This window comes from Arthrobacter arnarulunnguaqae, from assembly GCF_051262515.1.
In the GTDB taxonomy this organism is placed as follows: Bacteria; Actinomycetota; Actinomycetes; order Actinomycetales; family Micrococcaceae; genus Arthrobacter_N.
On record NZ_JBIMER010000002.1, the window covers coordinates 127624 to 150539 of the forward strand.

Below are 22916 nucleotides of genomic sequence, written 5' to 3' on the forward strand. Positions count from 1 at the left end.
GTGCGGCTCGCGGCCGGACCCGTGGACCAGTTCGCCGAGTGGCTCTCCCGCCCGGGGACGCTGTCCGGGCCGGGCGGCATCTGGGACCGGACCGTCGAGCACCTGACCTACACGGGCCTCACGCTGGCGATCTCCCTGGCGATCGCCGTGCCGATCGGCTTCTACGTGGGGCACACGGGCAGGGGACGGGTCGTCGTCGTCGCCGCAGCCGGCATGCTGCGCGCGCTGCCGACCCTCGGCATGGTCACGCTGTTCATCCTGCTCTCCGGGACGCTCGGGGTGATGCCGCCGATCTGGGCGCTGGTGCTGCTGGCGGTGCCGCCGCTCCTAGCGGGAACGGCCGCGGGAATCGGCGCGGTGCCCCGGCAGGTGGTGGACGGCGCGCGCGCCGTGGGGATGACCGAGACACAGGTGCTTTTCGGCGTCGAGGTGCCCAACGCCCTGCCCGTGCTGATGGGCGCGCTGCGCCTGGCGGTGCTGCAGATCGTGGCGACCGTCGCCGTCGTCGCGGTCATCAACCTCGGGGGACTGGGCCGCTTTCTTATGGACGGCATCGCCGTGAGGGACTACGGTCAGGTTCTCGGCGGCGCCCTAGTCATCGCCGTCTTGGCTATTGTTGTTGATGCGGTGCTGGCGGTGGTTCAGAAGTTCGCCGTCTCGCCGGGCCTTGCCACCCATTCCGGAGGAAAACCATGAACCGCAAGACCCCCAGTCCCACCCCCCGCTCCCGCACGCGACTGGCCCTGTCCGTCGCCGCCGGGTTGGCGGCCACGCTGGCCCTCGCGTCCTGCGGCGGCGGCGACCCGCTGGCCGACGACGAGCCGCAGGCCACCGCGTCCGGCGTCGACCGGCCGTTGGTGATCGGGTCCGCCGACTTCCCCGAGAGCCAGATCATCGCCGAGCTCTACGCCGGGGCGCTCAACGCCGCGGACATCGAGGCCACGACGACGCCCGGCATCGGCGCCCGCGAGGCGTACGTCGAGGCCGTCAAGGACGGCTCCGCGGACGTCGTCCCGGACTACTCCGGCAACCTGCTGCTGTTCTTCGACGCCGAGGCCACCGCCGTCTCCGCGGGGGACATCCGCACCGCGCTGGACGAGGCGCTCCCGGAGGGGCTCGGCGTGCTCGAGGCGTCCTCGGCCGAGGACAAGGACTCGCTGGTCGTCACGTCCGCCACGGCCACCGAGTACTCGCTCACGAGCATCGAGGACCTGGCGGAGGTCTGCGACGAGCTGGTCTTCGGCGCGCCCCCGGAGTTCAAGACCCGCGCCTACGGACTGCCCGGGCTGGAGGAGAAGTACGGCTGCACGCCGAAGTCGTTCGAGCCGATCGCCGACGGCGGGGGCCCGCTGACCATCAAGGCGCTCATCAGCGACCAGGTGCAGGTCGCGGACGTGTTCACCACCAGCCCGTCCATCGCGGACAACTCGCTGGTGGTGCTGGAGGACCCGAAGGACAACTTCATCGCCCAGCAGGTGCTGCCGCTGGTGAACACCGAGGTGGTCGGCGAGGCCGCGGCCGAGCAGCTGAACCGGGTCTCCGCGGAGCTGACCACGGAGGACCTGATCGACCTCAACCGCTCCGTCTCCGGCGACGCCAAGCTGGAGCCGGCCGAGGCCGCCGCCGAATGGCTGCAGGAAAAGGGCTTTACCGAGTAGCAAGGCGGGCCCGCCGCGCCGGCCGGCCGGGCGCGGCCCGGCTGCGCGGCACCCGGCGGGGGCGCCGCCGTCGAATGCCTTCGGGCGCGGCGGCGGCGCCCCGCGTTGTTTTGCTCACAATTCCGTGCCCCGTCGCGACGCTGTGAGAAGCTTGGCAAATGCCAGAATTCAAGCAGTCGTCCAAGCTCCACAACGTCCTCTATGACATCCGTGGACCACTGCTTGAGCACGCCCAGCGCATGGAGGCCGAGGGGCACCGCATCCTGAAGCTGAACATCGGCAACCCGGCGCCGTTCGGTTTCGAGGCGCCGGACGCCATCCTGGTGGACATCATCCGGAACCTCCCCACCGCCCAGGGCTACAGCGACTCCCGCGGGATTTTCTCCGCCCGGACGGCCGTCTCGCAGTACTACCAGACGCGCGGTATCCAGACCATCGGCGTGGACGACATCTACCTCGGCAACGGCGTGTCCGAACTGATCACGCTCAGCCTCAACGCCCTGTTGAACAACGGCGACGAGATCCTGATCCCGGCGCCCGACTACCCGCTCTGGACCGCGTCGGTCTCGCTCGCTGGCGGAACCCCCGTGCACTACCTCAACGTGGAGGAGGAGGGGTGGCTGCCGGACTTGGAGGACATCGCGGCCAAGATCACCCCGCGCACCAAGGGCATGGTCATCATCAACCCGAACAACCCCACCGGGGCCGTGTACCCCAGGCACATCCTCGACGGGATGCTGGAGCTGGCACGCAAACACAACCTGGTGGTGTTCTCCGACGAGATCTACGAAAAGATCCTGTACGACGACGCCGTTCACATCAACACCGCCTCCCTCGCGGACGACGTCCTGATCCTGACGTTCTCCGGCCTGTCCAAGGCGTACCGCGTCTGCGGATTCCGCGCCGGGTGGATGGCCATCTCCGGGCCCAAGCACCTGGCCGGCGACTACATCGAGGGCATCAACCTGCTCACGAACATGCGGCTCTGCGCGAACGTCCCGGCGCAGCACGCCATCCAGACCGCGCTCGGCGGCTACCAGTCGATCGACGACCTGATCCTGCCCGGCGGACGCCTCAAGGAGCAGACGGACACGGCGCACCGGCTGCTCAACGAGATCCCCGGCGTCAGCTGCCAGCCGGCCCGCGGCGCCCTGTACCTGTTCCCGAAGCTCGACCCCGAGGTCTACCGCATCCGCGACGACGAGCAGTTCGCGCTGGAGTTGCTCAAGCAGCAGAAGATCCTCGTCTCCCACGGCCGCGCCTTCAACTGGGTCGCGCCGGACCACTTCCGGCTGGTCACCCTGCCGAATGTCCGCGACATCGAGGACGCGGTGGGCCGGATCGCCACCTACCTGGAGGATATCCGCGCCTGACTACCACCCGCTCGGTGTGCCCACGGTGGCATAGTGGGCGCATGGGCGACAAAAAGCGTGGCAAGGGCAAAGGCAAAGGCAAGGGCGGAAACAAGGGCGAGAGGGGCTCGAAGCCCACGGTCGTGGAGGACGCGGCCGCCGCTGACGGGCGGGGAGTCGACTTCGCGGTGGCACCGTCCCAGACGCTGCGGGCCGGCCCCGACGTCCGCTTGGCGGACATCGATCCCCGGTCCACGCCCGGCTATCCGGGCGACAAGGACGACGGCGCCGCTACCCTCGCGCGGGCCGACGGCGAGCTGAGCGAGCTCCAGGAGCGCTTCTTCGCGGCCTCCCGTGGAGGGCAGAACACGGGCGGTGTCCTGCTGATCCTGCAGGCGATGGACACCGCCGGCAAGGGGGGAATCGTCCGGCACGTCATCGGTGCGGTGGATCCGCAGGGGGTGGCGCACAGGGCGTTCAAGGCACCCACCGAGGAGGAGAAGTCCCACGACTTCCTCTGGCGGATCGAGCGCGAACTGCCCGAGGCGGGGATCATCGGCGTGTTCGACCGTTCGCACTACGAGGACGTCCTGATCCACCGGGTGCGCGCGCTTTCGCCGGCGGAGGAGATCGAGCGGCGCTACGGGGCCATTCGCCAGTTCGAGGCGCGCGTCGCCGCGTCCGGCACCCGGCTGATCAAGGTCATGTTGCACATCTCCAAGGAAGAGCAGCACGGGCGCCTGTCCGAGCGGCTGGAGCGTCCGGACAAGTACTGGAAGTTCAATCCGGGCGATATCGACGAGCGGGAGCTGTGGGATAGCTACATGGATGCCTACGAGACCGCGATCCGGCGCACGGACTCCGACGAGGCGCCCTGGTTCGTGGTGCCGGCGGATCGGAAGTGGTACGCGCGCATCGCCGTGCAGCAGCTGGTGATCGACGCGCTCAAGGACATGGGTCCGCAATGGCCGCCGGCCGACTTCGACATCGACGAACAGAAGCGGCGGCTCGCCGAGTCGGGGGGCTAGCCCCGCGCGGCGCCCGCCCGGCGGGCTACCGCCCCTGTTCTTCGTCAGGTTGCCCGTCGGAAGCCTTCCGCGCCGCCTCCAGGCGCTGCCGCGCGCCCTCCAGCCACGCCTCGCACCTGGCCGCGAGCGCCTCGCCGCGCTCCCACAGGGTGAGCGACTGCTCGAGGCTCGCGCCTCCGGCCTCCAGCTCGGCGACGACGGCGACGAGCTCCTCGCGTGCCTGCTCGTAGCTCAGCTCGGCGATGTCCGCGTTGGTCTGGGTCTCAGGCATGGGAGGTCCCTTCGGTGGTGGTGTCCTCGGTCGTGGTGTGCGCGTTGGACGCGTTCTCGAGTACGACGGCGGCAAGCCGGCCGCGGGCGACCCGCACCGTGAGTTCGGTGCCGGCCGGAGCGTCGGCGGGATCCCGGACGACGGCGCCGCCGGGGCGTTGGACCACCGCGTAGCCGCGGTCCAGGGTCTGTTGCGGCGAGAGGGCCCGGACCTGAGCGCGCAGGTGCGCGACGGCGTCGAATCCCCGGGCGAGCGCGGAGCGCATCGATTGGAGCGACCGGACGCGCAGTCGGTCCACGTCCTCCGCGCGCACGTCCACCATGCCCGCGGGATGGGCCATGACGGGACGGGTGCGCAGCGATTCGATCCGGTGGGACTCGCGTTCGACGAACTGGTGGACGGCCCGGTCCAGCCGGACACGGGCCTGTTCGATCCGCTGGCGCTCCTCCCCGACCTCGGGAACGATCCGCTTGGCCGCGTCCGTGGGGGTGGAGGCGCGAACGTCCGCGACGTCGTCGAGGAGGGGGCGGTCGGCCTCGTGCCCGATGGCGCTGACCACGGGCGTGGTGGCGGCGGAGACGGCGCGGACCAGCTCCTCGGCACTGAACGGCAACAGGTCCTCGAGCGCGCCCCCGCCGCGGGCGATGACGATGACGTCCACCGTCTCCATCGCGTCGAGTTCACGCAGCGCGGCAACGACCTCGCGGACGGCATTGACGCCCTGGACCGCGGTGTTGCGGATCTCGAACTCGACGCCGGGCCAGCGCAGGGACGCGTTGCGCACCACGTCCTTTTCCGCATCCGAATTTCGGCCGGTGATCAACCCCACACGGTGCGGCAGGACCGGAAGCGGCAGCTTCCGCGAGGCGTCGAAGAGCCCCTCCGCGCCCAGGGACTGGCGCAGGCGCTCCAGCCGGGCCAACAGGTCCCCGAGGCCGACGGGACGCAGATCCGACGCCGTCATGGAGAGCCGGCCGGTCTTCAGGTAGAGGTTGGGGCGGACACGGGCCACCACGCGGGCTCCGACTTCCGGCCGCGAGTCGAGGTTCCGCATCACGGGCGCCCACACGTTGACGGACAGGGAGTATTCGACGTCCACGTCCCGCATGGTCAGGTAGGCGTGCCCGTTGCGGAGGTTGGCCTCGAGGAGCTGGCCCTCGATCCAGACGTCGGGGGAGCGCTCGATGTGCGCCTTGAGCTTTTCCGAGAAGACGCGGAGCGGCCAGGGGGAGTCGGGGGAGGTTTCCGCGGCGGTCGCGGGCAGCGACGAAACGTCCGCGCGTTGCTCGTCCACGGTGGTCCTTCCCGTTGCTCGTTTCGGTCCGGTCCGGAGCGGTCCGACCCCTCAATCAATATCAGTAAGGTGGGACAAATTGGGCCAGCCACTCCCCGGCGGCCCGGGAGGGGCCCGGATGAGGACGTTCTTGGCTGTGCCGTTGATCCTGTTGGCTGCCGCGCTCGCGTGCCTCGCCATCGCCGGTTCGTACCTGGAGCGACTGGCCGAGACGCCGGAGCAGGCCCGGGCGGTGGCCGGCCCGCTGTCCGGCGACCCAGCCTTCCTCGAGGCGCTGGCTCCGCGGCTCGCGGCGGTAATCACCGATCGGTTGCCCGATGAGGTCGCCATCCCCGACGCGCTGGAGCCCGTTATCGAGCAGGCGACCGGCCAGGCACTCGACGCAATCGTCACGGACCCGGGATTCGAGGCCGCGTGGCTGAAGACCATCGACCTCACTAGGGAGGACTACGTCGCGCAGCTCCGCGCGGTCCATGCGGGGGACTCGGAGGACGCGGGCGTGGGGCTGGACATCGGCCCGGTGGCCGCGCTCGGATACGCCAAACTGGCCGAATCGGCCGGCTCGATAGGCCTCGGAGGGATGGTGGAGGGCCTGCGGCCGGAGACGTCCGTGGTGTTCGATCTCGGCGTTCCGCCGGACGGACACCCGATCCAGGAGCCCCTTGCCGCCGCCGTCGCGCAGGCCGGGCTGTGGATCTGGTGCGCGGCCGGATCCGGCGTCGCCACGCTGCTCGCCTTCGCCGTCGCCGGCCGGGGCCGTTGGCTGGTTCTGGCGCTTGGCGGGGCGGTCCTGGCCGTGGCGGGATTCGCCGCGCGAGTGGCGGCCGGGGACCTGGCCACCGGTGCCGCGGCGCCCGGAGGTTCGGGCGCGACACTGGAGGCCATCGTGACGGACACACTCGTGTCCGGCCTCGGAGGCCAGCTGGTCCCCGTCGCCACGGGGACGCTGGTCGGCGGCGCGGCCGTGATGGTTGTCTCCCTTGTGGCCCACGCCCTGAGCCGCCGCCATTCGACCGGCTAGAATTGACCCCATGCCTACCACCGCCACCGCTCCGGTCTCCGTGCCCATGCCGCAGGTTCCACGCCGGCGGCGCAGCCCCGAGGACGTCGCGGCCGCGGCTCCGGTCGAGGGACCCAAGCGCGTCCTGCTGGCCGCCCCCCGCGGCTACTGCGCCGGCGTCGACCGGGCCGTCATCGCCGTGGAGAAGGCGCTGGAGCACTACGGGCCGCCGGTCTACGTCCGCAAGCAGATCGTGCACAACCTGCACGTCGTGACGACGCTCGAGGAGCGCGGGGCGATCTTCGTGGAGGAGACCGACGAGGTCCCCGAGGGCGCGCTGGTGATCTTCTCCGCGCACGGCGTCAGCCCCGCCGTCGTGCAGTCCGCGGACGACCGCAACCTCCGCACCATCGACGCGACCTGCCCGCTGGTGACCAAGGTCCACCGCGAGGCCGTGCGGTTCGCGAAGGACGACTACGAGATCCTGCTGATCGGCCACGAAGGCCACGAAGAGGTTGAAGGCACCTACGGCGAGGCGCCCGAGCACACGCAGATCGTCAACAACCCCGAGGAAGCGGCGACCATCGAGGTCCGCGACCCGGACAGGCTGATCTGGCTTTCGCAGACCACGCTGTCCGTGGACGAGACCATGGAAACCGTCCGCATTCTCCGGGACCGCTTCCCGAACCTGCAGGATCCGCCCAGCGACGACATCTGCTACGCGACGTCCAACCGACAGGTGGCCATCAAGAAGATCGCCCCGGATGCCGATCTCGTCCTCGTGGTGGGATCGTCGAACTCGTCGAACTCCGTGCGCCTCGTCGAGGTGGCGCTGGAGTACGGCGCCCAGGCGGCATACCGGGTGGATTACGCGAACGAGATCGACGAAACCTGGTTCGAGGGCGTCTCGACGGTTGGCGTGACCTCCGGGGCATCCGTGCCCGAGGTGCTGGTGCGCGATGTGCTGCACCTGTTGTCCGAGTACGGTTTCGGCCCGGCCGAGGAAATCGTGACGGCCGAGGAGGACATCCTGTTCTCACTGCCGAAGGAGTTGCGCGCCAAGCTCAAGGAGGCCGGCGACGGCTCCGTGGGGCTCGGCGGCCGCGGGGCGCGACCGGCGAACTAGCGGCGGCTGAACCGCGAACTAGCGTCCGCCGCGCCGGGCCCGCGACGCTAGCCAGCCGCGCGGGCATCCCGACATTGCCCGGAGCTCGCGTTCTCCTCCAACTGCCGCTCGTCGAGCAGTTCGGTCGCGCTGAGCACCCGTGGTGTCGCCTCCAGCGGAGCGGCCTCGAGCGCTGTTCTGGTGGCCGGGTCCGAGCCCAGCCCCGGATCGAGTTCCTGGATCCGCCGCGCGGACGGCAGCACGCGGGACTCCAGCGCGCCGACGAACGAGTTGTACTTCTCCACGCTGGACTTCAGGGAATTGCCCAACCGCGTCACGTGCCCGCCCATGGTGCCGAGCCGTTCGTAGAGCTCCCGCGAGTGCTCGAAGAGCGCCTTGGCGTTCTCCGTCAGCAACTCCTGCCGCCAGGCGAAGGCCAGCCCCTTGAGAATGGACAGCAGCGTTGCGGGCGAGGCCAGCGCGACGTTCTTGGAAAACGCGTGGTCCATCAGTCCGGCGTCGGCGGACAGGGCCGCGGCCAGGAACGACTCAGCCGGCAGGAAGCAGACCACCAGCTCGGGGCTGCCGGGCACCGAATCCCAGTACTTTTTCGAGCCCAGCGCGTCCACATGGGCGCGTAGCGCCTTGGCGTGGGCGAGGAGTAGTTCGGCTTGGCGGGAGCGCAGGGACGGATCCGCGTCCGTGTCCAGCTCCTGGGCCTGCAGATAGGCCGCCAGCGGAACCTTCGAATCCACGGCGACGGACTTGCCGCCCGGCAGTGACACGACGAGGTCGGGCCGTTGGCCGGTGTGGGTGGTGGTCTGTTCCGAGAAATCCACGTGGTTGAGCATGCCGGCGGCCTCGACCACCCGCCGCAGCTGAACCTCGCCCCACGTGCCGCGCGCCGCGTTGTTGCGCAGCGCGCCCGCCAGCGAAGCGGTTGTGCGCAGCAAGGCGGCATCCTGTTCGGCGGCCATCGCCAACTGCTGGCTGAGCTGTCCGAACTGCTCGACGCGGTCCCGTTCCAGGATCGAAACCTGTGTCTGCACCTGGTGGAGCTTTTCCGCGACCGGGGCCAGCGCCTGGAGCACGGACTGGTCCCGGCGGCCGCGCTCGCGGTCCTCGTCCACGCGTCCCTGGAGCATGTGTTTCTCCGCTTGGACCGCCGCGAGGGCCGTGGTCGCGTCGCCCAGGCGCCGCGCCGCGTCGTCGTTCGCTTGGCGAAGGCCCGCGAGCGTGCCCCTGATACCGAACCACCACAGGGCGGCGGCGCCCGCGAGGGCCCCGACGATCAGGGTGAGACCTGCCACTATCCAGCCGATTGCGTCCATGTCTCCACTGTGCCAGCCGCCACCGACGGAATGGGGCAGGTAGACTCTTCTCCCGTGGCTCTTACTATTGGAATCGTCGGACTGCCCAATGTCGGCAAGTCAACCATGTTCAACGCACTGACCCGCGCGCAGGTTCTGGCGGCGAACTACCCGTTCGCGACCATCGAACCCAATGTCGGCGTCGTGCCCCTGCCCGACTCGAGGCTGAAGGTGCTGGCCGGGATCTTCTCCTCCGACCGCATCCTGCCCGCGACCGTGTCCTTCGTCGACATCGCGGGCATCGTCAAGGGCGCCTCCGAGGGCGAGGGCCTGGGAAACAAGTTCCTGGCGAACATCCGCGAGGCGGACGCCATCTGCCAGGTGACCCGCGTGTTCGAGGACTCCGACGTGGTCCACGTCGACGGCGAGGTGAATCCGGCGTCGGACATCGAGACCATCGCCACCGAGCTGATCCTGGCCGACCTGCAGACCATCGAGAACCAGCTTCCGCGCCTGGACAAGGAACTCCGCGCCAAGAAGATCGAGGCGTCGTTCATCGAAACGGTCAAGTCCGCGCAGAAGGTGCTCGAAGAGGGGACAACACTTTTCGCCGGCGCCGCCGCCGCGAAGGTCGATCTCGAGGAGCTCGCGCCGCTGCAGCTCATGACCACCAAGCCGTTCATCTACGTCTTCAACACCGACGAGGCCGGGCTGGGCGACGAGGAAATGAAGGCCAAGCTCTCCGCCCTCGTCGCGCCGGCCGAGGCGATCTTCCTGGACGCGCAGTTCGAGTCCGAGCTCGCCGAGCTGACCGAGGAGGAGGCCGCCGAGATGCTCGAGGACGCCGGCTACCAGGAATCGGGCCTGGACAAGTTGGCCCGCGTCGGCTTCGAGACGCTTGGCCTGCAGACCTACCTGACGGCCGGTCCCAAGGAAACGCGCGCGTGGACCATCCACAAGGGCGACACCGCCCCGCAGGCCGCCGGCGTCATCCACACCGACTTCCAGCGCGGCTTCATCAAGGCCGAGGTCATCGGCTTCGACGACCTGGTCGCCGCCGGATCCGTTGCCGCCGCCAAGTCCGCGGGCAAGGCCCGGATCGAAGGCAAGGAATACGTGATGAAGGACGGCGACGTCGTCGAATTTAGATTCAATGTCTAATTGAGTTCCGGTTCAACGTCTGCGATCCGAGTTCGTGTGGTATGTAACCCTCCCGGCGACAGCCCAAGGAGTAAAGCTCCAAATTAGAGTGCGTAGCGCTGTGTGGTATTCAGGTTGGCTTGTTCGCGCAGGTACAGGCGATGGGAGAGGCAACGGCTCCTAGCTTTCGCGAGTCCAATCCATATGACGAGCAGCTTGCGGCCGCGAAGATCAGGCGGCAGTATGAGACGAACGCCGAGTTGAGCACGGCCAGCGACGCCCTCTTTCAGCAGCGCGCGGTCGCCGAATGGCTCGAGGCGCAGAAGCCCGAACTCGGCAACACCTACCGGGTCGCGAGGCAACTGTTGGCCGAGGCACCGGATCCCGGTTATGAACGAACCCGGGTTCTCCTGATATGCCACTCCGTGAGGGAGGTGATCAATCGCCTGCCTACCGGAGTGATGCTCGGTCGCGGAAGCCTTGATCGTAGTGCCGTAGCGAACCACAGGGGCTCATCGGAACTGGTGCGTAGTCTTCCGAAGCTCCGCGTCGAGTACCCGGAAATGGACTTGTCGCAGGAGGTTGAAAATGTTCCAGTCCCGCGCGACGTTGCGCTCGCTTTCAACTGCCTCATCGATGCCTCGGTGAACGAGGATCAGCGGCGCCTGAGCGATCTAGCCGCGTTTCTGACCACGATGCCAATCGCAAGCATCCCGCCGTGCGTGAGTGGCGCAGCTTGAGTTAGAGCTCCGACAGCTAACTGTTTCGTGTGGCATTGTCACCCCGAAACGGACGAGCTGATCCTGGTCGCGAGCGGCGAGCTCAGGATCCTGATGCGTGGTGGCGACGTCGTCCTCGGCCCTGGTGACTTGTATGTCGTTCCCTGGGGCACCGAGCACTGCCCGATGGTGGACGGTGAGGTGCACGCGGTCCTTCTCGAACCGAGCGGGACGATGAGTACGGTGACGCCGGTGGGGAGATGACGGCGGACCTGCGAGAATTTGCGTAGGAAGCCGGTCAAAGACGCGTGGCCCAAGGCTGATAACTGCCGGAACTAGGTGGCATTGAGGTTCGCACCCTAACGTCCGACTGCCTAATTCGCGGACTCTTGAGTACAACTTGTACAAGTTGTACTATTGGTTCATGACTTCCGTGACCTTGTCCCAGTTCCGTAACCAGCAAAGTGACTACATTGCTGCGGCCCAGCGTGAACCGGTTGAGATCACCTCGCGCGGGGCCGGGCGTCGTGCTGTCGTCGTCTCGCCCGAGTTCTTCGATCGTGCGCTGCAGGCGCTGGAGGACCAGGCTGACATCCATGGTGCCGCGCAGGCCCGCACCGAGATGGGGCGGGTCTCCCACGAGGAGCTCGTGCGTGAGCTTGGCTTCTGATCCGGTTCGATGCCGTATTCGATCAGTTATGTCCCTTCAGTAGCGAAGACCATCCGGAAACTCGACAAGCCCACGGCCCGGCGATTGCTTGATGCGATCGGGGGACTCGCCAGCGACCCGCGCCCTCCTGGTTGCATTCAACTCAAGGGAGGCGACGGCGAATTCCGTATTCGCGTCGGCGACTACCGAATCGTCTACGATGTCCAAGATGATGAGCTGGTCGTCCTGGTGCTGCGGGTCGGCCATCGCCGAGAGGTGTACCGGTGAGATGGTGTCGGCTGTCGGGCAGGGAAGGGAGTTTTTTTGACGTGCTTGCGGAAACCGAACCGGCACACGGGTCTATGGCCACCTGCCAATGGCGTTAGACCCGGCGTCCAGTAAGGTTAGCTCGCACAGCGAGCGGGACATTCATAGGTTATTTAGGTGCTGAACGTGGTGGAGTTCCGCTTCAACGTCTGATCGACAGCGTCTTAACCACACTGCGCACACGCCAACGAGTGTGCCGGGGCCGGTGGCCCGGGCACACTCGTTTTTGCCCGCGCTAGTTCTTGGTGACGGATCAGATGGTGTTGGTCGACGGCTTGGTGAACCAGACGGAGGCGCTTTCCTTGCCAGCACCGTCAGGATCGGGCCGGACAACGACGCCGAGCGCGTCCTTCAGCCCACCGTCCTGCGGCGCGTCCTTACCCGCCGCGGTCATCACGCCGTCTGGGGTGATGTTGACGACGTTGCCGCCTTCGGCCCTCATGAACCACATGCTGCCGTCGTCGACCGACTTGATGTCCTGTGGCCCGGACGGATCCCCGCTGTTGAACAACTGAACGGCGAGGGTGAGCGGGTCGACATACCCCACGCAGTCGCTGAACCGGCTGGTGAACAGACCTTACTCCGCGAAGTGTCCGGCCAGAACTTGGTAGCGCCATAGCGCCCCGCTGCCCGACCCCCACAGCTCGTTGGCGTGGCGGACGATGCCGGTTCCGAAATTGGTCGTGAGCTGGTTGCCGTCGGCTCCGTCGACGATGTCGATGGGGGCGCAGCCGCAGGTGAAGGGAAACATCGGTGATGTCGCCTCTCGGCGTGATGCGTCCGATGTGGTTCGTCTCCTCGAACGTCTCCGAGTTGAACTCCGTCGCGCCTTCCGTGACCCACACATTGCCGCCCGGCCCCGGGTGATGCCATGAGGGGCGCTGTGTTCCGAAGATGTGACTACGACATGGCTACCGCCCCTGTACTGACGCCCCCATGGGTGATGTGCGTCACTTCACTCCCACATGACCTCCTTGTCGTCAATAGGATGTCAAGTCTTGACCTGTCGTGAGCGGAAGGTCAGTACTCGCCTTTGATGACGAGGTACGAACCGCGGATGTCCCCGGCCAGCTTCGACTTCTGGCGCGCGAACTTGAAGCGCGACGCCAACTCCTCGGGAATCTCCATGCCGTCGGACAGCTTGAATTCGACTGCCCGAATTCGATGGCCTCGAGGGGAGGGGATTCGGCGACGATGTCGCGTTCCTCCTCGAGGATGCGATGTACCCATGCGACGACGTCGGAAACGTCGGACGCGGGGCTGACCGTGAAGTCGTGCGGGGCCGTCCAGCGGGCGCGGCAACGCGTAGGCGGTAGGCAGAGTCTGACCTCCATGGAGACTGCCAAGGACACGTTGCACAGGTACCTGCAGAGCCAGCGCGATGCCCTGATCTGGAAGCTCGATGGGCTGGGGGAGCGGGAGATGCGCTGGCCCGCGACCTCAACGGGGACCAATCTGCTCGGGCTTGTCGAGCATCTCGGCACGGTCGAGTTCGGCTACTTCGGCGAGGTGTTTGGACGCCCCGTCCCCGAAACCATCCCCTGGGTCGGCGACGCTGCCGAGGACAACGCCGACATGTGGGCGACGGCGGAGGAGGCCTCGGCGGACATCGTCGCCTTCTACCGCCGTGCTTGGGCCTTCGCCGACGAGACCATCAACGATGTGGATCTCGAACACGTCGGGCACGTGCCGTGGTGGGGCGACCGGGGCGCAGTCACGCTGCACACGGTGCTGATCCACATGATCGCCGAGACCGCGCGCCATGCCGGGCACGCCGACGTCGTGCGCGAATCCCTGGACGGCGCCGCCGGCCTACGCGACGGCGTCGGCAATCTCCCGGAGCAGGGCGCCGGTTGGTGGGCGCGCCACCGAGCGTGACTCGGGGCCGTCGCGACGGGCGCCGTTGATAGTGGATCGGCGGCTCGCCCATGGAAGCCGTGACACGCCCGATCGGTTCCACAGGCTTCCCTACTTTTCGCCCAATGCTTCCCCGCCCGAGGGGCACTAATTGGTAAAACCCAATGTGAAGCAAATCCTTGATTTCCCGGGGATCCGCGCCAGTCCGCGGTTGTGGAGGGGTAGAGGTGACGCGATGGGCCAAAAGTTGCGACTCCATAACATCGCATTCTGAAACGAGATTTTTATATCCAAAAACGCGGGGCCGGTCTAAAGTTTCTGCTTGTGAGACGCGCCACGTTTAGCGGGGACGTCGGGGACAAGTGCAGAGCTTGGCTTGAAAACACACCTAAAAACAAGGAGGCGGAATGCGTTTGAAGCGTATTTCCAAGGCTGTTGCCGTAGGCGCCGCCCTCGGGCTGGTTCTCAGTGCGTGTGCGCCAGGCGGCGAGGGCAACACGGATGCGTCGCCCTCGAGCGAATCGACCGGCAAATTCACCGTTGAGCCGACCAATACCGGTCTGGCGGATCTCGGCGACATCACCACCAAAGACGACTCCATCAGCTACTCGGTTGGTGCGGAAGACTTCATCAGCTACAACGGGTTGACGCCGGAAAGCTACAGCACGTACAACTCGGCTGTCGTCGACCGCATGCTGGTGGGTTTCTCCTACTTCGGCACGGACGGCAAGATCTACCCGAATGAGGACCTCGGCACCTACGAGGTGGTCAGCGAAGATCCGATGACCGTCAAGTACACGATCAACCCGGAGGCCAAATGGTCCGACGGGACGGACATCACGGTGGCCGATGCGGTGCTCGCGTGGGCCACGCAGAACGTCAATCTGGCCAAGGGGGATACCCCGCTCTTCAACTCCGTCTCCCAGGACCTGGGCGACACGGTACCGAAGGGGCCCGAGGGCGATCCGATGGGCAAGGAATTCACCCTTACCTACGCGAACCCGGACCCGGACTACGCGATCCAGGTCCTGATGGCGCAGCCGGCCCACGTCGTGGCCGAGCAGGGTGGACTCTCCGTAGAGGAATTCGTCGAAGCCGCCCGCGCGGGCGACTCGAAGAAGCTGGAGAAGGCCGCCGAATTCTGGAACACCGGCTGGAACACCAAGCCGGGTACGTTGCCGGACGAGGCACTCGTCCCGGTCAACGGCCCCTACAAGCTCTCCTCGTGGGAGCCCGGCCAGTCGGTGACGCTCGTGGCCAACGAGAACTACTACGGCACGCCGGCGGCGACGAAGGAACTGGTCATCCGCTTCGCAGCTCCAGACACCATGGTCCAAGCGCTGCAGAACGGTGACATCGACGTCATCGAACCGCAGGCTACGGTGGACACGCTGGCGCAGCTTGAGGCGCTGGGTGAGGAAACCGTTCAGATTCACACGGGTGACTCACTGACCTGGGAGCACCTCGACTTCAACTTCGGCGACGGTGCACTCTTTGCCGACAACCTGGAACTGCGCAAGGCCTTCGCCATGTGCGTTCCGCGTCAGCAGATCGTGGACAACCTGATCAAGCCGCTCAACCCCGAGGCCGAGGTCATGAACGCCCGCGAGGTGTTCACTTTCCAGGACAACTACGACGACATCGTCTCCACGTCCTACAGCGGTCAGTACGACGAGGTGGACATCGAGGGCGCCAAGGAGATCGTCGACGCGGAGGGTGCGACCGGCAAGAAGGTCCGCATCGGCTACTCTTCGCCGAACCCGCGCCGCACAGAGCAGGTGGCGATGATTAAGTCCTCCTGTGACCAGGCAGGATTCGAAATCGTCGATGGCGGAGACGCCAAGTTCTTCGCACCGGGCGGAAGCCTGGAGCGCGGTGACTTCGAAGTGGCACTCTTCGCGTGGGCCGGCTCCGGACAGATCACGTCCGGCGAGAACATCTACGCAACGGGTAAGCCACAGAACTACGGCCAGTACTCCAACAAGGAGGTCGACGCCGCCTGGAACCGTCTGGTGACCACGCTGGACACCGAGGTCCACCTGGAGGAGACCAAGAACATCGAGAAGCTGCTGTGGGATGACCTTCACGGCATTCCGGTGTTCGCCCACCCGGGCCTCGGGGCATCCTCGGCGGATGTCTTGAACGTCCGCGACACGGCGACCCAAGGCGGCATCGTCTGGAACGCGGAACAGTGGGTTCGCGCCGAGTAGCCGCCTGACGGCAACAGCGCAACAGTGGGGCCTGGCGCATCCAGCGTCGGGCCCCACCTGCACGCCGCCCACGGTGGCCGTGTACCACGGTTAGGAAAGGTCGTTTCTTGCAGTGTTGAGATTCATTCTGCGAAGGCTCGCCGCATCGATAGGAATCCTGTTCGCGGCCTCGCTTTTGCTCTATGTCCTAGTGGTCAACTCCGGCGACCCGCTCGCCGAACTCAGGGAAAGCAACGCGGAAAACCGCGAAAACCTGATGAAGCAGCGGATCGAGTTCATGGACCTCGACCTGCCGTGGTACCAGAGGTACTGGACCTGGCTCGTCGGCGTCGGGAAATGCTTCACGCTGCAGTGCGACCTCGGCACCAACCGGCAGGGCATCGAGGTCATCGACCTCCTCGCGCTTGCGGCGGGCTCCACCCTCCGACTGGTCCTTCTGGCCACCGTGTTGGCCGCCGTGCTGGGCATTGCCATCGGCGTCCTGACAGCCGTCCGCCAGTATTCCGGCCTCGACTACGGCGTCACTTTCCTGACGTTTCTCTTCTTCTCCCTGCCAGTCTTCTGGGCCGCCGTGCTGCTCAAGGAGTACATGGCGATCGGATACAACGACTGGATCAGGCAGCCCGAATTCAGCGTTCCCCAGATCGTCGTGATCGCCCTGGTCGTCGGATTTCTCATGCAGGTTTTTCTCGGCGGAAACCGCAAGCGGCGCGCCGTCACGTTCCTCGTCTCGGCCGGCTTCGTTGCCATGGTCATTCCCTACCTCACGTGGCTGAACTTCTTCCGCTTCCCGCAGCTGGGGTTCGGCGCGGTCATCTTGCTCACCCTCGGCGTGGCCCTCTCCGGCACGGCGATGAGCGTGGGCCTGCGGAACACCAAGGTCCTCTACCCCGCGCTGGCGACAGTGGCCCTTGGCGCCATCCTCTACTTCGTCACCTTCGGAATGCTGGAGGAGCCGAATGTGTGGATCCTCGTCGGCGGCGGCATCATGGCCGTGGTTCTTCCGGCCCTGCTGGGGCACTTCATGGGGGGATGGCTCCGCAGCCAGGCCATGGCCGTCAGCGTCGCCACGGGGCTTGTGGCCGCGGCCCTGACCACCGTGGACCACATCTTCCGGGCATGGCCGGGTTTCCTGGCGATCAAGCCACGTCCCATCGCGACGATCGGCTCGCAAACACCGAACTTCGCCGGGACGTTCTGGGAGGACTTCCTGGACAAGGGGGCGCAGCTGCTGCTCCCGACCATTCTCCTGGCGATCATCTCCCTCGCCAGCTACAGCCGCTACACCCGCTCGTCGATGCTCGAAGTGGGCCAGCAGGACTACATTCGGACGGCGCGCTCCAAGGGCCTCTCCGAACGCACCGTGATCTTCCGCCACGCGTTCCGCAACGCCATGATTCCGATCGCGACGATCGCCGCGTTCGATTTTGCCGGTCTGATCGGCGGCGCCGTGATCACCGAGTCGGTCTTCGGCTGGAAGGGAATGGGCGAGCTGTTCCGGACGGGCCTCACCCAGGTGGATCCCGCGCCGGTGATGGCGTTCTTCCTGGTGACCGGCACGGCGGCCGTGCTGTTCAACATGCTGGCCGACATCTTCTACGCGATATTGGATCCGAGGATCAGGGTATGAGCATTAAAACGACGGGCACAACGACGAAGGAGGCCTGGGCATGACGGTCAACAAGGAGCCGACCGACGTCGAAATCGTCTCCCTCGCCGACGCCGAAGACGCGGCACTGCTGCGCAAGACCACCGTATCGCTGAGCCAGGGCCAGCTGGTCCGGCGACGCTTCTTCGCGCACAAGGCCGCCATGGTTTCCGCCGTGACGCTGGTCTTCATCGCCGTCATGGCATTCACCTCCATCGGTTTCGCGGGCATCCCCGGTTGGTGGGACAAGAGCTACATCCTGGCCGGCACGGTGGTCGACGGGGGGAGGCCGACGCTATCGTTGATCCCCTCGCTGCTCGGCGGGGACGGCCTGCGATGGGGCGAGCACCCGTTCGGGCAGGACTCCACGGGCAAGGACTACTTCGCCCTGGTCATGCGCGGAACGCAGCAGTCGATCATCATCGCCGTGATCGTGGGTGTCGTCGCCACCGTGATCGGTGCGGTGGTCGGTGCCGTCGCCGGGTACTTCCGCGGGTGGGTCGACGCCATCCTCATGCGCGTCACGGACCTCTTCATTGTGATTCCGCTGCTGGTTTTGGCCGCCGTGCTGGGACAGATCGCCAGCCAGTCCGGGAACTCGACCGTCATGCTTGCCCTGGTCCTCGGCCTCGTCACGTGGACGGGGCTGGCCAGGTTGGTCCGTGGCGAGGTCTTGTCCCTGAGGGAACGCGAATTCGTCGCCGCCGCCCAGGCCATGGGTTCCAAGACCAGCCGCATCATCTTCAAGCACCTGCTGCCGAACACCATCGGGGTCATCGTGGTCAACGCCACGTTCGCCGTGGCCGGCGCCATCCTGTTGGAGACGTCCCTCAGCTACCTGGGATTCGGCGTGAAGGCGCCGGATTCCTCGCTTGGGCTCCTCATCAGCCAGTACCAGAACGCCTTCACTAACCGTCCGTGGCTTTTCTGGTGGCCCGGCATGACGATCCTGGCCATCGCCCTCAGCGTGAACTTCCTGGGCGACGGCATGAGGGACGCCTTCGATCCCCGGCAAACCAAGTCCGTTCGGCGGCAAAAGAAGGGAGCGGTCAGGAAATGAGCGCCTCAACCGAAGTACGCGTGGACCAGACCCCCGTCCTCAGTTTCGAGGACCTGAACGTTGTTTTCGAAACGGAGTTCGCAGACGTCCACGCAGTCAAGGGACTCTCGCTCGAGGTCCGGCCCGGCGAGGTCGTTGCGCTCGTGGGCGAATCCGGATCGGGCAAGTCCGTCACGTCCACCGCCGCGATGGGGTTGTTGCCCGGCAACGCGCGGATCACGGGAGCGGCGCGTGTTGGCGGCATCAATGTGGTCGGCATGGACCAGAACAAGCTGCGCAAGATGCGCGCCACGGACATCGCCATGGTCTTCCAGGAGCCCATGACGGCCCTGAACCCGGTGTTGACCATCGAGCGCCAACTCACCGAGGCGTTGGAGCTCCACGGCCTGGCCTACGGCGAAGAGGCCACTGCCCGGGCGCTGGAGCTGCTGAAACTGGTCGGCATCCCAAACGCTGAGAAGCGGATACGCCAGTACCCGCACCAGTTCTCGGGGGGCCAACGCCAGCGCATCGTGATTGCCATGGCGATCTCCTGCGGCCCCAAGGTCATCATCGCCGACGAACCAACCACGGCCTTGGACGTCACGGTGCAGGCGGAGATCCTCGACCTGCTGCGTGAGCTAAAGGACAAACTGGACACGGGCATCCTCCTGATCACCCACAACATGGGTGTCGTGGCCGACCTGGCGGACCGCGTCGCGGTGATGTTCAAGGGTCAGCTGGTGGAGACAGGGACTGTGGAAGGAGTGCTCAACGACCCGCAGCACCCCTATACGCAGAAACTGCTCGCCTCCGTGCCGCGCCTCACCCAAGTCGACGTGCTCTCGGGGGACGCCGATGCTGAGGTGCGGGCTGCGGCGCCGGAGCGCAAGCTGGTGCTCGAGGCGAGGGACCTGATCCTCGAATACGACATGCGCGGAAAGCAGTTCCGTGCGGTCGACGGCGTCTCCTTCGAATTGGCCTCGAACGAGATTCTGGGGATCGTGGGCGAGTCGGGGTCCGGCAAGTCGACCATTGCCAAGGCCGTCCTGGGTCTGCTCCCCGTCGCAGGCGGGACACTGGCGGTGAAGGGCGCGAACCTGGGGAAGCTCTCCACACGGGAGGCCCGTGCGGTGCGCTCCACGATCGGCGTCGTGTTCCAGGATCCCGCGGCCTCGCTGAACCCGCGGTTCCCGATCGGCGACTGCATCACCGAGCCCATGGTGATCCACAAGGCGGGGGACCGGAAGTCCCGCCTCGCCCGGTGCGGAGAACTCCTCGACGCCGTCCGCCTTCCGCGCTCGGTGATCAACAGGTATCCGCACGAGCTCTCCGGCGGCCAGCGCCAGCGCGTCTCCATCGCGCGTGCCCTGACCCTCGACCCGGACCTCCTCATCGCCGACGAGCCGACGTCGGCCTTGGACGTCTCTGTGCAGGCGGCGGTGCTGGAGATGCTCGCCGAACTCCAGGAGCGCTACGAGTTCGCCTGCCTGTTCGTGAGCCACGACCTGGCGGTGGTGGACATGCTGTCCCACTCCGTCGTCGTGATGAAGGACGGGAAGACCGTGGAGATGGGACTGACGAAGGAAGTCCTCCACCATCCCCGGGAGGACTACACGAAGCGCCTGCTGGCGGCCGCGCCCGTCCCCGAGCCGGGCGAGCAGCGCGATCGGCGCGAGGCCCGGCGTGCGCTCATCCGGCTCGATGAGGACGTCGCCTAACCGGCTAGCCCCGGTTGCCAAATCGGGGCCTCCGCGTCAAACGGGTCGCACGTGGGATCGCACAGATGTGCCCCCGAAACGCCCGCCGCGCCATGGCGGCGCGCCCACTGGTTTGGGTTGATTTTTCCCAGCGGTTAGAATGGTTGATTGGGTCAGCCGTGGCCCCACCGCACTGACCCCAAACCCCAAATGAAGCGAGCCTGAGAACGCATGTCAGATTTCACCTCGGCAAACAACACCGCACGTCGCGACGACCTGCGCAACGTAGCCATCGTCGCCCACGTCGACCATGGCAAGACCACGCTGGTGGATGCCATGCTGGGGCAGACGGGCGCCTTCTCGTCCCACGGAGAGACCGAAGACCGCGTCATGGACTCCGGCGAGCTGGAGCGCGAAAAGGGCATCACCATCCTCGCGAAGAACACCACGGTGTTCTACCAGGGCCCGTCGGCCCAGGGCAAGGACGTCACCATCAGCGTCATCGACACCCCGGGCCACGCCGACTTCGGTGGCGAGGTCGAGCGCGGCCTGTCCATGGTCGACGGCGTCGTCCTCCTCGTCGACGCGTCCGAGGGTCCGCTGCCACAGACCCGCTTCGTGCTGCGCAAGGCGCTCACGGCCAAGCTGCCCGTCATCCTGGTCGTCAACAAGACCGACCGCCCCGACGCGCGCATCGACGGCGTCGTCTCCGACTCCATGGACCTGCTGCTCGGCCTGGCCTCCGACCTCTCCGACGAGGTGCCGGACCTGGACCTGGACTCCGTGCTGAATGTCCCCGTGGTGTACGCCTCCGGCAAGGCCGGCCGCGCGTCCACCAACAAGCCCGAGGACGGGACGCTGCCGGACTCCGAGGACCTCGAGCCGCTGTTCGCCGCCATCATGGAGCACGTGCCGGCGCCGTCCTACAACCCGGAGGAAGTCCTCCAGGCGCACGTCACCAACCTTGACGCGTCCCCGTTCCTGGGCCGCCTCGCACTCCTGCGTATCTTCAACGGCACCCTCCGCAAGGGCCAGCAGGTCGCTTGGGCCCGCCAGGACGGCCAGCTCAAGACGGTCAAGATCACCGAACTGCTGGCCACCAAGGGCCTGACCCGCGTTCCGGCCGAATCGGCCGGACCCGGCGAGATCGTCGCCGTCGCCGGCATCGAGGACATCATGATCGGTGAGACCCTCACCGACCTCGACAACCCGAAGCCGCTCCCGCTGATCACCGTGGACGATCCCGCGATCTCCATGACCATCGGCATCAACACGTCCCCGCTGGCCGGCCGCGTCAAGGGCGCCAAGGTCACCGCGCGCCAGGTCAAGGACCGACTTGACAAGGAGCTCGTCGGCAACGTCTCGCTCAAGGTCCTCCCGACCGAGCGTCCCGACGCCTGGGAGGTCCAGGGCCGTGGCGAACTCGCGCTCGCCATCCTGGTGGAGCAGATGCGCCGCGAGGGCTTCGAGCTCACCGTCGGCAAGCCGCAGGTCGTCACCAAGACGGTCGACGGCAAGCTGCACGAGCCGATGGAGCACATGACCATCGACGTCCCCGAGGAATACCTCGGCGCCGTCACGCAGCTGCTGGCTGCTCGCAAGGGCCGCATGACCAACATGTCCAACCACGGCACCGGCTGGGTCCGCATGGAGTTCATCGTCCCGGCCCGCGGCCTGATCGGGTTCCGCACCCGGTTCCTGACGGACACCCGCGGCGCCGGCATCGCCGCCTCGATCGCCGAGGGCTACGAGCCGTGGGCAGGTGACATCGAGTACCGCACCAACGGTTCGATGATCGCTGACCGGGCCGGCGTCGTCACCCCGTTCGCCATGATCAACCTGCAGGAGCGCGGCTCGTTCTTCGTCCAGCCGACCTCCGAGGTCTACGAGGGCATGATCGTCGGCGAGAACTCGCGCGCCGACGATATGGACGTGAACATCACGAAGGAAAAGAAGCTCACCAACATGCGCGCGGCCTCCTCGGACTCCTTCGAGAACCTCACCCCGCCGCGCCAGCTGACGCTGGAGGAGTCGCTCGAGTTCGCCCGCGAGGACGAGTGCGTGGAGGTCACTCCGGAGGCCATCCGGATCCGTAAGCTGATCCTGAACGTGAGCGAGCGCCAGAAGTCGCAGCGCGCACGTGCCCGCTCCTAGCGAGGCCCGCACGGGTTCCCTGGCGACCGCCACAGCCGTCATCGCCGCCCTGGTGGCGGGCGGGCTGGCGGCGGTCGTCGGGACCCTCCTGCACGCGCAATTGCACTACGCCGGCGACACGCCCCTTCCGTGGGGTGCGCTGCTGGCGCTCGTCTTCGCGGGGAGTCTGTTCACGGCCGCCGGTATCTACGCCGAACGTGTCTGGGCCGCGGCCATGGCTGGCATCGCGGCCTACGCGCTGGTCGCGTGGGTGTCCCTGGACGAGCGGAATCGGCTCATCCTCTCGTGGGCCAACCACGAGGCGCTCCCGGGCCCGGCCCTGGCCGGCGTCGTGTGGATGTACGGCATCGTCGCGGCGACCGTCCTCGCACTGCTGGTCTGCGCCCGGGCCATGCGCAAACACTAGCCCCCCAACCAGCACCCCCCACCCCCCGAAGTGGACATTACCTACCGGA

The 22916-nt window shown here is 66.8% G+C and carries 23 protein-coding genes and 1 pseudogene; 18 read left to right on the top strand and 6 right to left on the bottom strand.

The window, feature by feature from the left end; translation table 11 throughout:
- From ACHAAJ_RS02790 to ACHAAJ_RS02805, 4 genes are all read left to right on the top strand, one after another.
- Entirely contained in the window at window positions 1-696 is a 696-nt protein-coding gene (locus tag ACHAAJ_RS02790) for an ABC transporter permease (protein ID WP_435726589.1), read from the top strand.
- Window positions 693-1658, top strand: a complete 966-nt coding sequence (locus tag ACHAAJ_RS02795; protein ID WP_435726371.1) for an ABC transporter substrate-binding protein — start codon at window positions 693-695, stop codon at window positions 1656-1658. The genes ACHAAJ_RS02790 and ACHAAJ_RS02795 overlap by 4 nt, the downstream gene beginning before the upstream one ends.
- Window positions 1659-1816: 158 nt before the next feature.
- On the top strand, window positions 1817-3031 hold the full coding sequence (locus tag ACHAAJ_RS02800) for a pyridoxal phosphate-dependent aminotransferase (protein ID WP_435726372.1): 1215 nt from the start codon (window positions 1817-1819) through the stop codon (window positions 3029-3031).
- A gap of 41 nt (window positions 3032-3072) precedes the next feature.
- A complete protein-coding gene (locus ACHAAJ_RS02805; RefSeq protein WP_435726373.1) occupies window positions 3073-4038 on the top strand; it encodes a PPK2 family polyphosphate kinase in 966 nt (321 codons plus the stop codon).
- 25 nt (window positions 4039-4063) lie between these two features.
- Here the strand turns inward: ACHAAJ_RS02805 and ACHAAJ_RS02810 are convergent, their stop codons facing one another.
- Both ACHAAJ_RS02810 and xseA read right to left on the bottom strand, forming a co-directional pair.
- Window positions 4064-4309 carry an exodeoxyribonuclease VII small subunit gene (locus ACHAAJ_RS02810; RefSeq protein WP_435726375.1) on the bottom strand — a complete coding sequence of 82 codons (246 nt, stop codon included), beginning with the start codon at window positions 4307-4309 and terminating at the stop codon, window positions 4064-4066.
- Window positions 4302-5603: an exodeoxyribonuclease VII large subunit gene (gene xseA / locus ACHAAJ_RS02815; protein ID WP_435726377.1), complete on the bottom strand. Its 1302-nt coding sequence runs from the start codon at window positions 5601-5603 to the stop codon at window positions 4302-4304. The genes ACHAAJ_RS02810 and xseA overlap by 8 nt, the downstream gene beginning before the upstream one ends.
- Before the next feature lie 118 nt (window positions 5604-5721).
- Here xseA and ACHAAJ_RS02820 point away from each other — a divergent pair, with 118 nt between their 5' ends.
- Entirely contained in the window at window positions 5722-6624 is a 903-nt protein-coding gene (locus ACHAAJ_RS02820) for a hypothetical protein (protein ID WP_435726378.1), read from the top strand.
- 10 nt (window positions 6625-6634) lie between these two features.
- Entirely contained in the window at window positions 6635-7729 is a 1095-nt protein-coding gene (locus ACHAAJ_RS02825) for a 4-hydroxy-3-methylbut-2-enyl diphosphate reductase (protein ID WP_435726379.1), read from the top strand.
- A gap of 47 nt (window positions 7730-7776) precedes the next feature.
- Here the strand turns inward: ACHAAJ_RS02825 and ACHAAJ_RS02830 are convergent, their stop codons facing one another.
- The gene (locus tag ACHAAJ_RS02830; RefSeq protein ID WP_435726380.1) at window positions 7777-9039 is read right to left on the bottom strand and encodes a DNA recombination protein RmuC; all 1263 of its coding nucleotides are present in this window, start codon (window positions 9037-9039) and stop codon (window positions 7777-7779) included.
- A gap of 54 nt (window positions 9040-9093) precedes the next feature.
- Here ACHAAJ_RS02830 and ychF point away from each other — a divergent pair, with 54 nt between their 5' ends.
- The 5 genes from ychF to ACHAAJ_RS02855 all read left to right on the top strand — a co-directional run bounded on the left by ychF (window position 9094) and on the right by ACHAAJ_RS02855 (window position 11814).
- On the top strand, window positions 9094-10179 hold the full coding sequence (gene ychF, locus ACHAAJ_RS02835) for a redox-regulated ATPase YchF (protein WP_435726381.1): 1086 nt from the start codon (window positions 9094-9096) through the stop codon (window positions 10177-10179).
- Between the two features lie 140 nt (window positions 10180-10319).
- Window positions 10320-10898, top strand: a complete 579-nt coding sequence (locus tag ACHAAJ_RS02840; protein ID WP_435726383.1) for a hypothetical protein — start codon at window positions 10320-10322, stop codon at window positions 10896-10898.
- Between the two features lie 27 nt (window positions 10899-10925).
- On the top strand, window positions 10926-11141 hold the full coding sequence (locus ACHAAJ_RS02845; RefSeq protein WP_435726385.1) for a cupin domain-containing protein: 216 nt from the start codon (window positions 10926-10928) through the stop codon (window positions 11139-11141).
- 160 nt (window positions 11142-11301) lie between these two features.
- Window positions 11302-11547 carry a type II toxin-antitoxin system Phd/YefM family antitoxin gene (locus tag ACHAAJ_RS02850; protein WP_435726386.1) on the top strand — a complete coding sequence of 82 codons (246 nt, stop codon included), beginning with the start codon at window positions 11302-11304 and terminating at the stop codon, window positions 11545-11547.
- 9 nt (window positions 11548-11556) lie between these two features.
- Window positions 11557-11814: a type II toxin-antitoxin system RelE family toxin gene (locus ACHAAJ_RS02855; protein WP_435726388.1), complete on the top strand. Its 258-nt coding sequence runs from the start codon at window positions 11557-11559 to the stop codon at window positions 11812-11814.
- Between the two features lie 292 nt (window positions 11815-12106).
- Here the strand turns inward: ACHAAJ_RS02855 and ACHAAJ_RS02860 are convergent, their stop codons facing one another.
- The 3 genes and pseudogenes from ACHAAJ_RS02860 to ACHAAJ_RS02870 all read right to left on the bottom strand — a co-directional run.
- Window positions 12107-12400, bottom strand: coding sequence for a hypothetical protein (locus ACHAAJ_RS02860; RefSeq protein ID WP_435726389.1), 294 nt, complete (start codon window positions 12398-12400; stop codon window positions 12107-12109).
- Window positions 12401-12430: 30 nt separating this feature from the next.
- Window positions 12431-12604, bottom strand: a complete 174-nt coding sequence (locus tag ACHAAJ_RS02865) for a hypothetical protein (protein WP_435726391.1) — start codon at window positions 12602-12604, stop codon at window positions 12431-12433.
- A gap of 269 nt (window positions 12605-12873) precedes the next feature.
- A pseudogene (locus ACHAAJ_RS02870) lies at window positions 12874-13130 on the bottom strand (DUF8821 family protein); the annotation flags it as partial.
- 55 nt (window positions 13131-13185) lie between these two features.
- Between ACHAAJ_RS02870 and ACHAAJ_RS02875 the strand changes: the two are divergent.
- The 7 genes from ACHAAJ_RS02875 (at window position 13186) to ACHAAJ_RS02905 (ending at window position 22867) form a co-directional block, all read left to right on the top strand.
- Window positions 13186-13731: a DinB family protein gene (locus tag ACHAAJ_RS02875; protein ID WP_435726393.1), complete on the top strand. Its 546-nt coding sequence runs from the start codon at window positions 13186-13188 to the stop codon at window positions 13729-13731.
- Between the two features lie 386 nt (window positions 13732-14117).
- A complete protein-coding gene (locus tag ACHAAJ_RS02880; protein ID WP_435726395.1) occupies window positions 14118-15920 on the top strand; it encodes an ABC transporter family substrate-binding protein in 1803 nt (600 codons plus the stop codon).
- 112 nt (window positions 15921-16032) lie between these two features.
- Window positions 16033-17550: an ABC transporter permease gene (locus tag ACHAAJ_RS02885; protein WP_435726397.1), complete on the top strand. Its 1518-nt coding sequence runs from the start codon at window positions 16033-16035 to the stop codon at window positions 17548-17550.
- 40 nt (window positions 17551-17590) lie between these two features.
- The gene (locus ACHAAJ_RS02890) at window positions 17591-18628 is read left to right on the top strand and encodes an ABC transporter permease (RefSeq protein WP_435726399.1); all 1038 of its coding nucleotides are present in this window, start codon (window positions 17591-17593) and stop codon (window positions 18626-18628) included.
- A complete protein-coding gene (locus ACHAAJ_RS02895; RefSeq protein ID WP_435726401.1) occupies window positions 18625-20328 on the top strand; it encodes an ABC transporter ATP-binding protein in 1704 nt (567 codons plus the stop codon). The genes ACHAAJ_RS02890 and ACHAAJ_RS02895 overlap by 4 nt, the downstream gene beginning before the upstream one ends.
- A gap of 210 nt (window positions 20329-20538) precedes the next feature.
- Complete coding sequence (typA, locus tag ACHAAJ_RS02900) at window positions 20539-22461, top strand: translational GTPase TypA (protein ID WP_435726403.1); 1923 nt, start codon at window positions 20539-20541, stop codon at window positions 22459-22461.
- Window positions 22448-22867 carry a hypothetical protein gene (locus tag ACHAAJ_RS02905; protein ID WP_435726405.1) on the top strand — a complete coding sequence of 140 codons (420 nt, stop codon included), beginning with the start codon at window positions 22448-22450 and terminating at the stop codon, window positions 22865-22867. Before typA ends, ACHAAJ_RS02905 begins: the two co-directional genes overlap by 14 nt.
- Window positions 22868-22916: the final 49 nt, after the last annotated feature.

What these genes read in the sequence shown, in the direction of transcription:
- ACHAAJ_RS02800 (WP_435726372.1), top strand. Translation starts at nt 1,817, where the DNA reads ATGCCAGAATTCAAGCAGTCGTCCAAGCTCCACAACGTCCTCTATGAC.
- ACHAAJ_RS02830 (WP_435726380.1), bottom strand. Translation starts at nt 9,039, where the DNA reads ATGGACGCAATCGGCTGGATAGTGGCAGGTCTCACCCTGATCGTCGGG.
- ACHAAJ_RS02880 (WP_435726395.1), top strand. Translation starts at nt 14,118, where the DNA reads ATGCGTTTGAAGCGTATTTCCAAGGCTGTTGCCGTAGGCGCCGCCCTC.
- ACHAAJ_RS02810 (WP_435726375.1), bottom strand. Translation starts at nt 4,309, where the DNA reads ATGCCTGAGACCCAGACCAACGCGGACATCGCCGAGCTGAGCTACGAG.
- ACHAAJ_RS02895 (WP_435726401.1), top strand. Translation starts at nt 18,625, where the DNA reads ATGAGCGCCTCAACCGAAGTACGCGTGGACCAGACCCCCGTCCTCAGT.
- ACHAAJ_RS02805 (WP_435726373.1), top strand. Translation starts at nt 3,073, where the DNA reads ATGGGCGACAAAAAGCGTGGCAAGGGCAAAGGCAAAGGCAAGGGCGGA.
- ACHAAJ_RS02820 (WP_435726378.1), top strand. Translation starts at nt 5,722, where the DNA reads ATGAGGACGTTCTTGGCTGTGCCGTTGATCCTGTTGGCTGCCGCGCTC.
- ACHAAJ_RS02840 (WP_435726383.1), top strand. Translation starts at nt 10,320, where the DNA reads ATGGGAGAGGCAACGGCTCCTAGCTTTCGCGAGTCCAATCCATATGAC.
- ACHAAJ_RS02855 (WP_435726388.1), top strand. Translation starts at nt 11,557, where the DNA reads ATGCCGTATTCGATCAGTTATGTCCCTTCAGTAGCGAAGACCATCCGG.
- ACHAAJ_RS02890 (WP_435726399.1), top strand. Translation starts at nt 17,591, where the DNA reads ATGACGGTCAACAAGGAGCCGACCGACGTCGAAATCGTCTCCCTCGCC.
- typA (WP_435726403.1), top strand. Translation starts at nt 20,539, where the DNA reads ATGTCAGATTTCACCTCGGCAAACAACACCGCACGTCGCGACGACCTG.
- ACHAAJ_RS02850 (WP_435726386.1), top strand. Translation starts at nt 11,302, where the DNA reads ATGACTTCCGTGACCTTGTCCCAGTTCCGTAACCAGCAAAGTGACTAC.
- ACHAAJ_RS02795 (WP_435726371.1), top strand. Translation starts at nt 693, where the DNA reads ATGAACCGCAAGACCCCCAGTCCCACCCCCCGCTCCCGCACGCGACTG.
- ACHAAJ_RS02825 (WP_435726379.1), top strand. Translation starts at nt 6,635, where the DNA reads ATGCCTACCACCGCCACCGCTCCGGTCTCCGTGCCCATGCCGCAGGTT.
- ACHAAJ_RS02875 (WP_435726393.1), top strand. Translation starts at nt 13,186, where the DNA reads ATGGAGACTGCCAAGGACACGTTGCACAGGTACCTGCAGAGCCAGCGC.
- ACHAAJ_RS02865 (WP_435726391.1), bottom strand. Translation starts at nt 12,604, where the DNA reads ATGTTTCCCTTCACCTGCGGCTGCGCCCCCATCGACATCGTCGACGGA.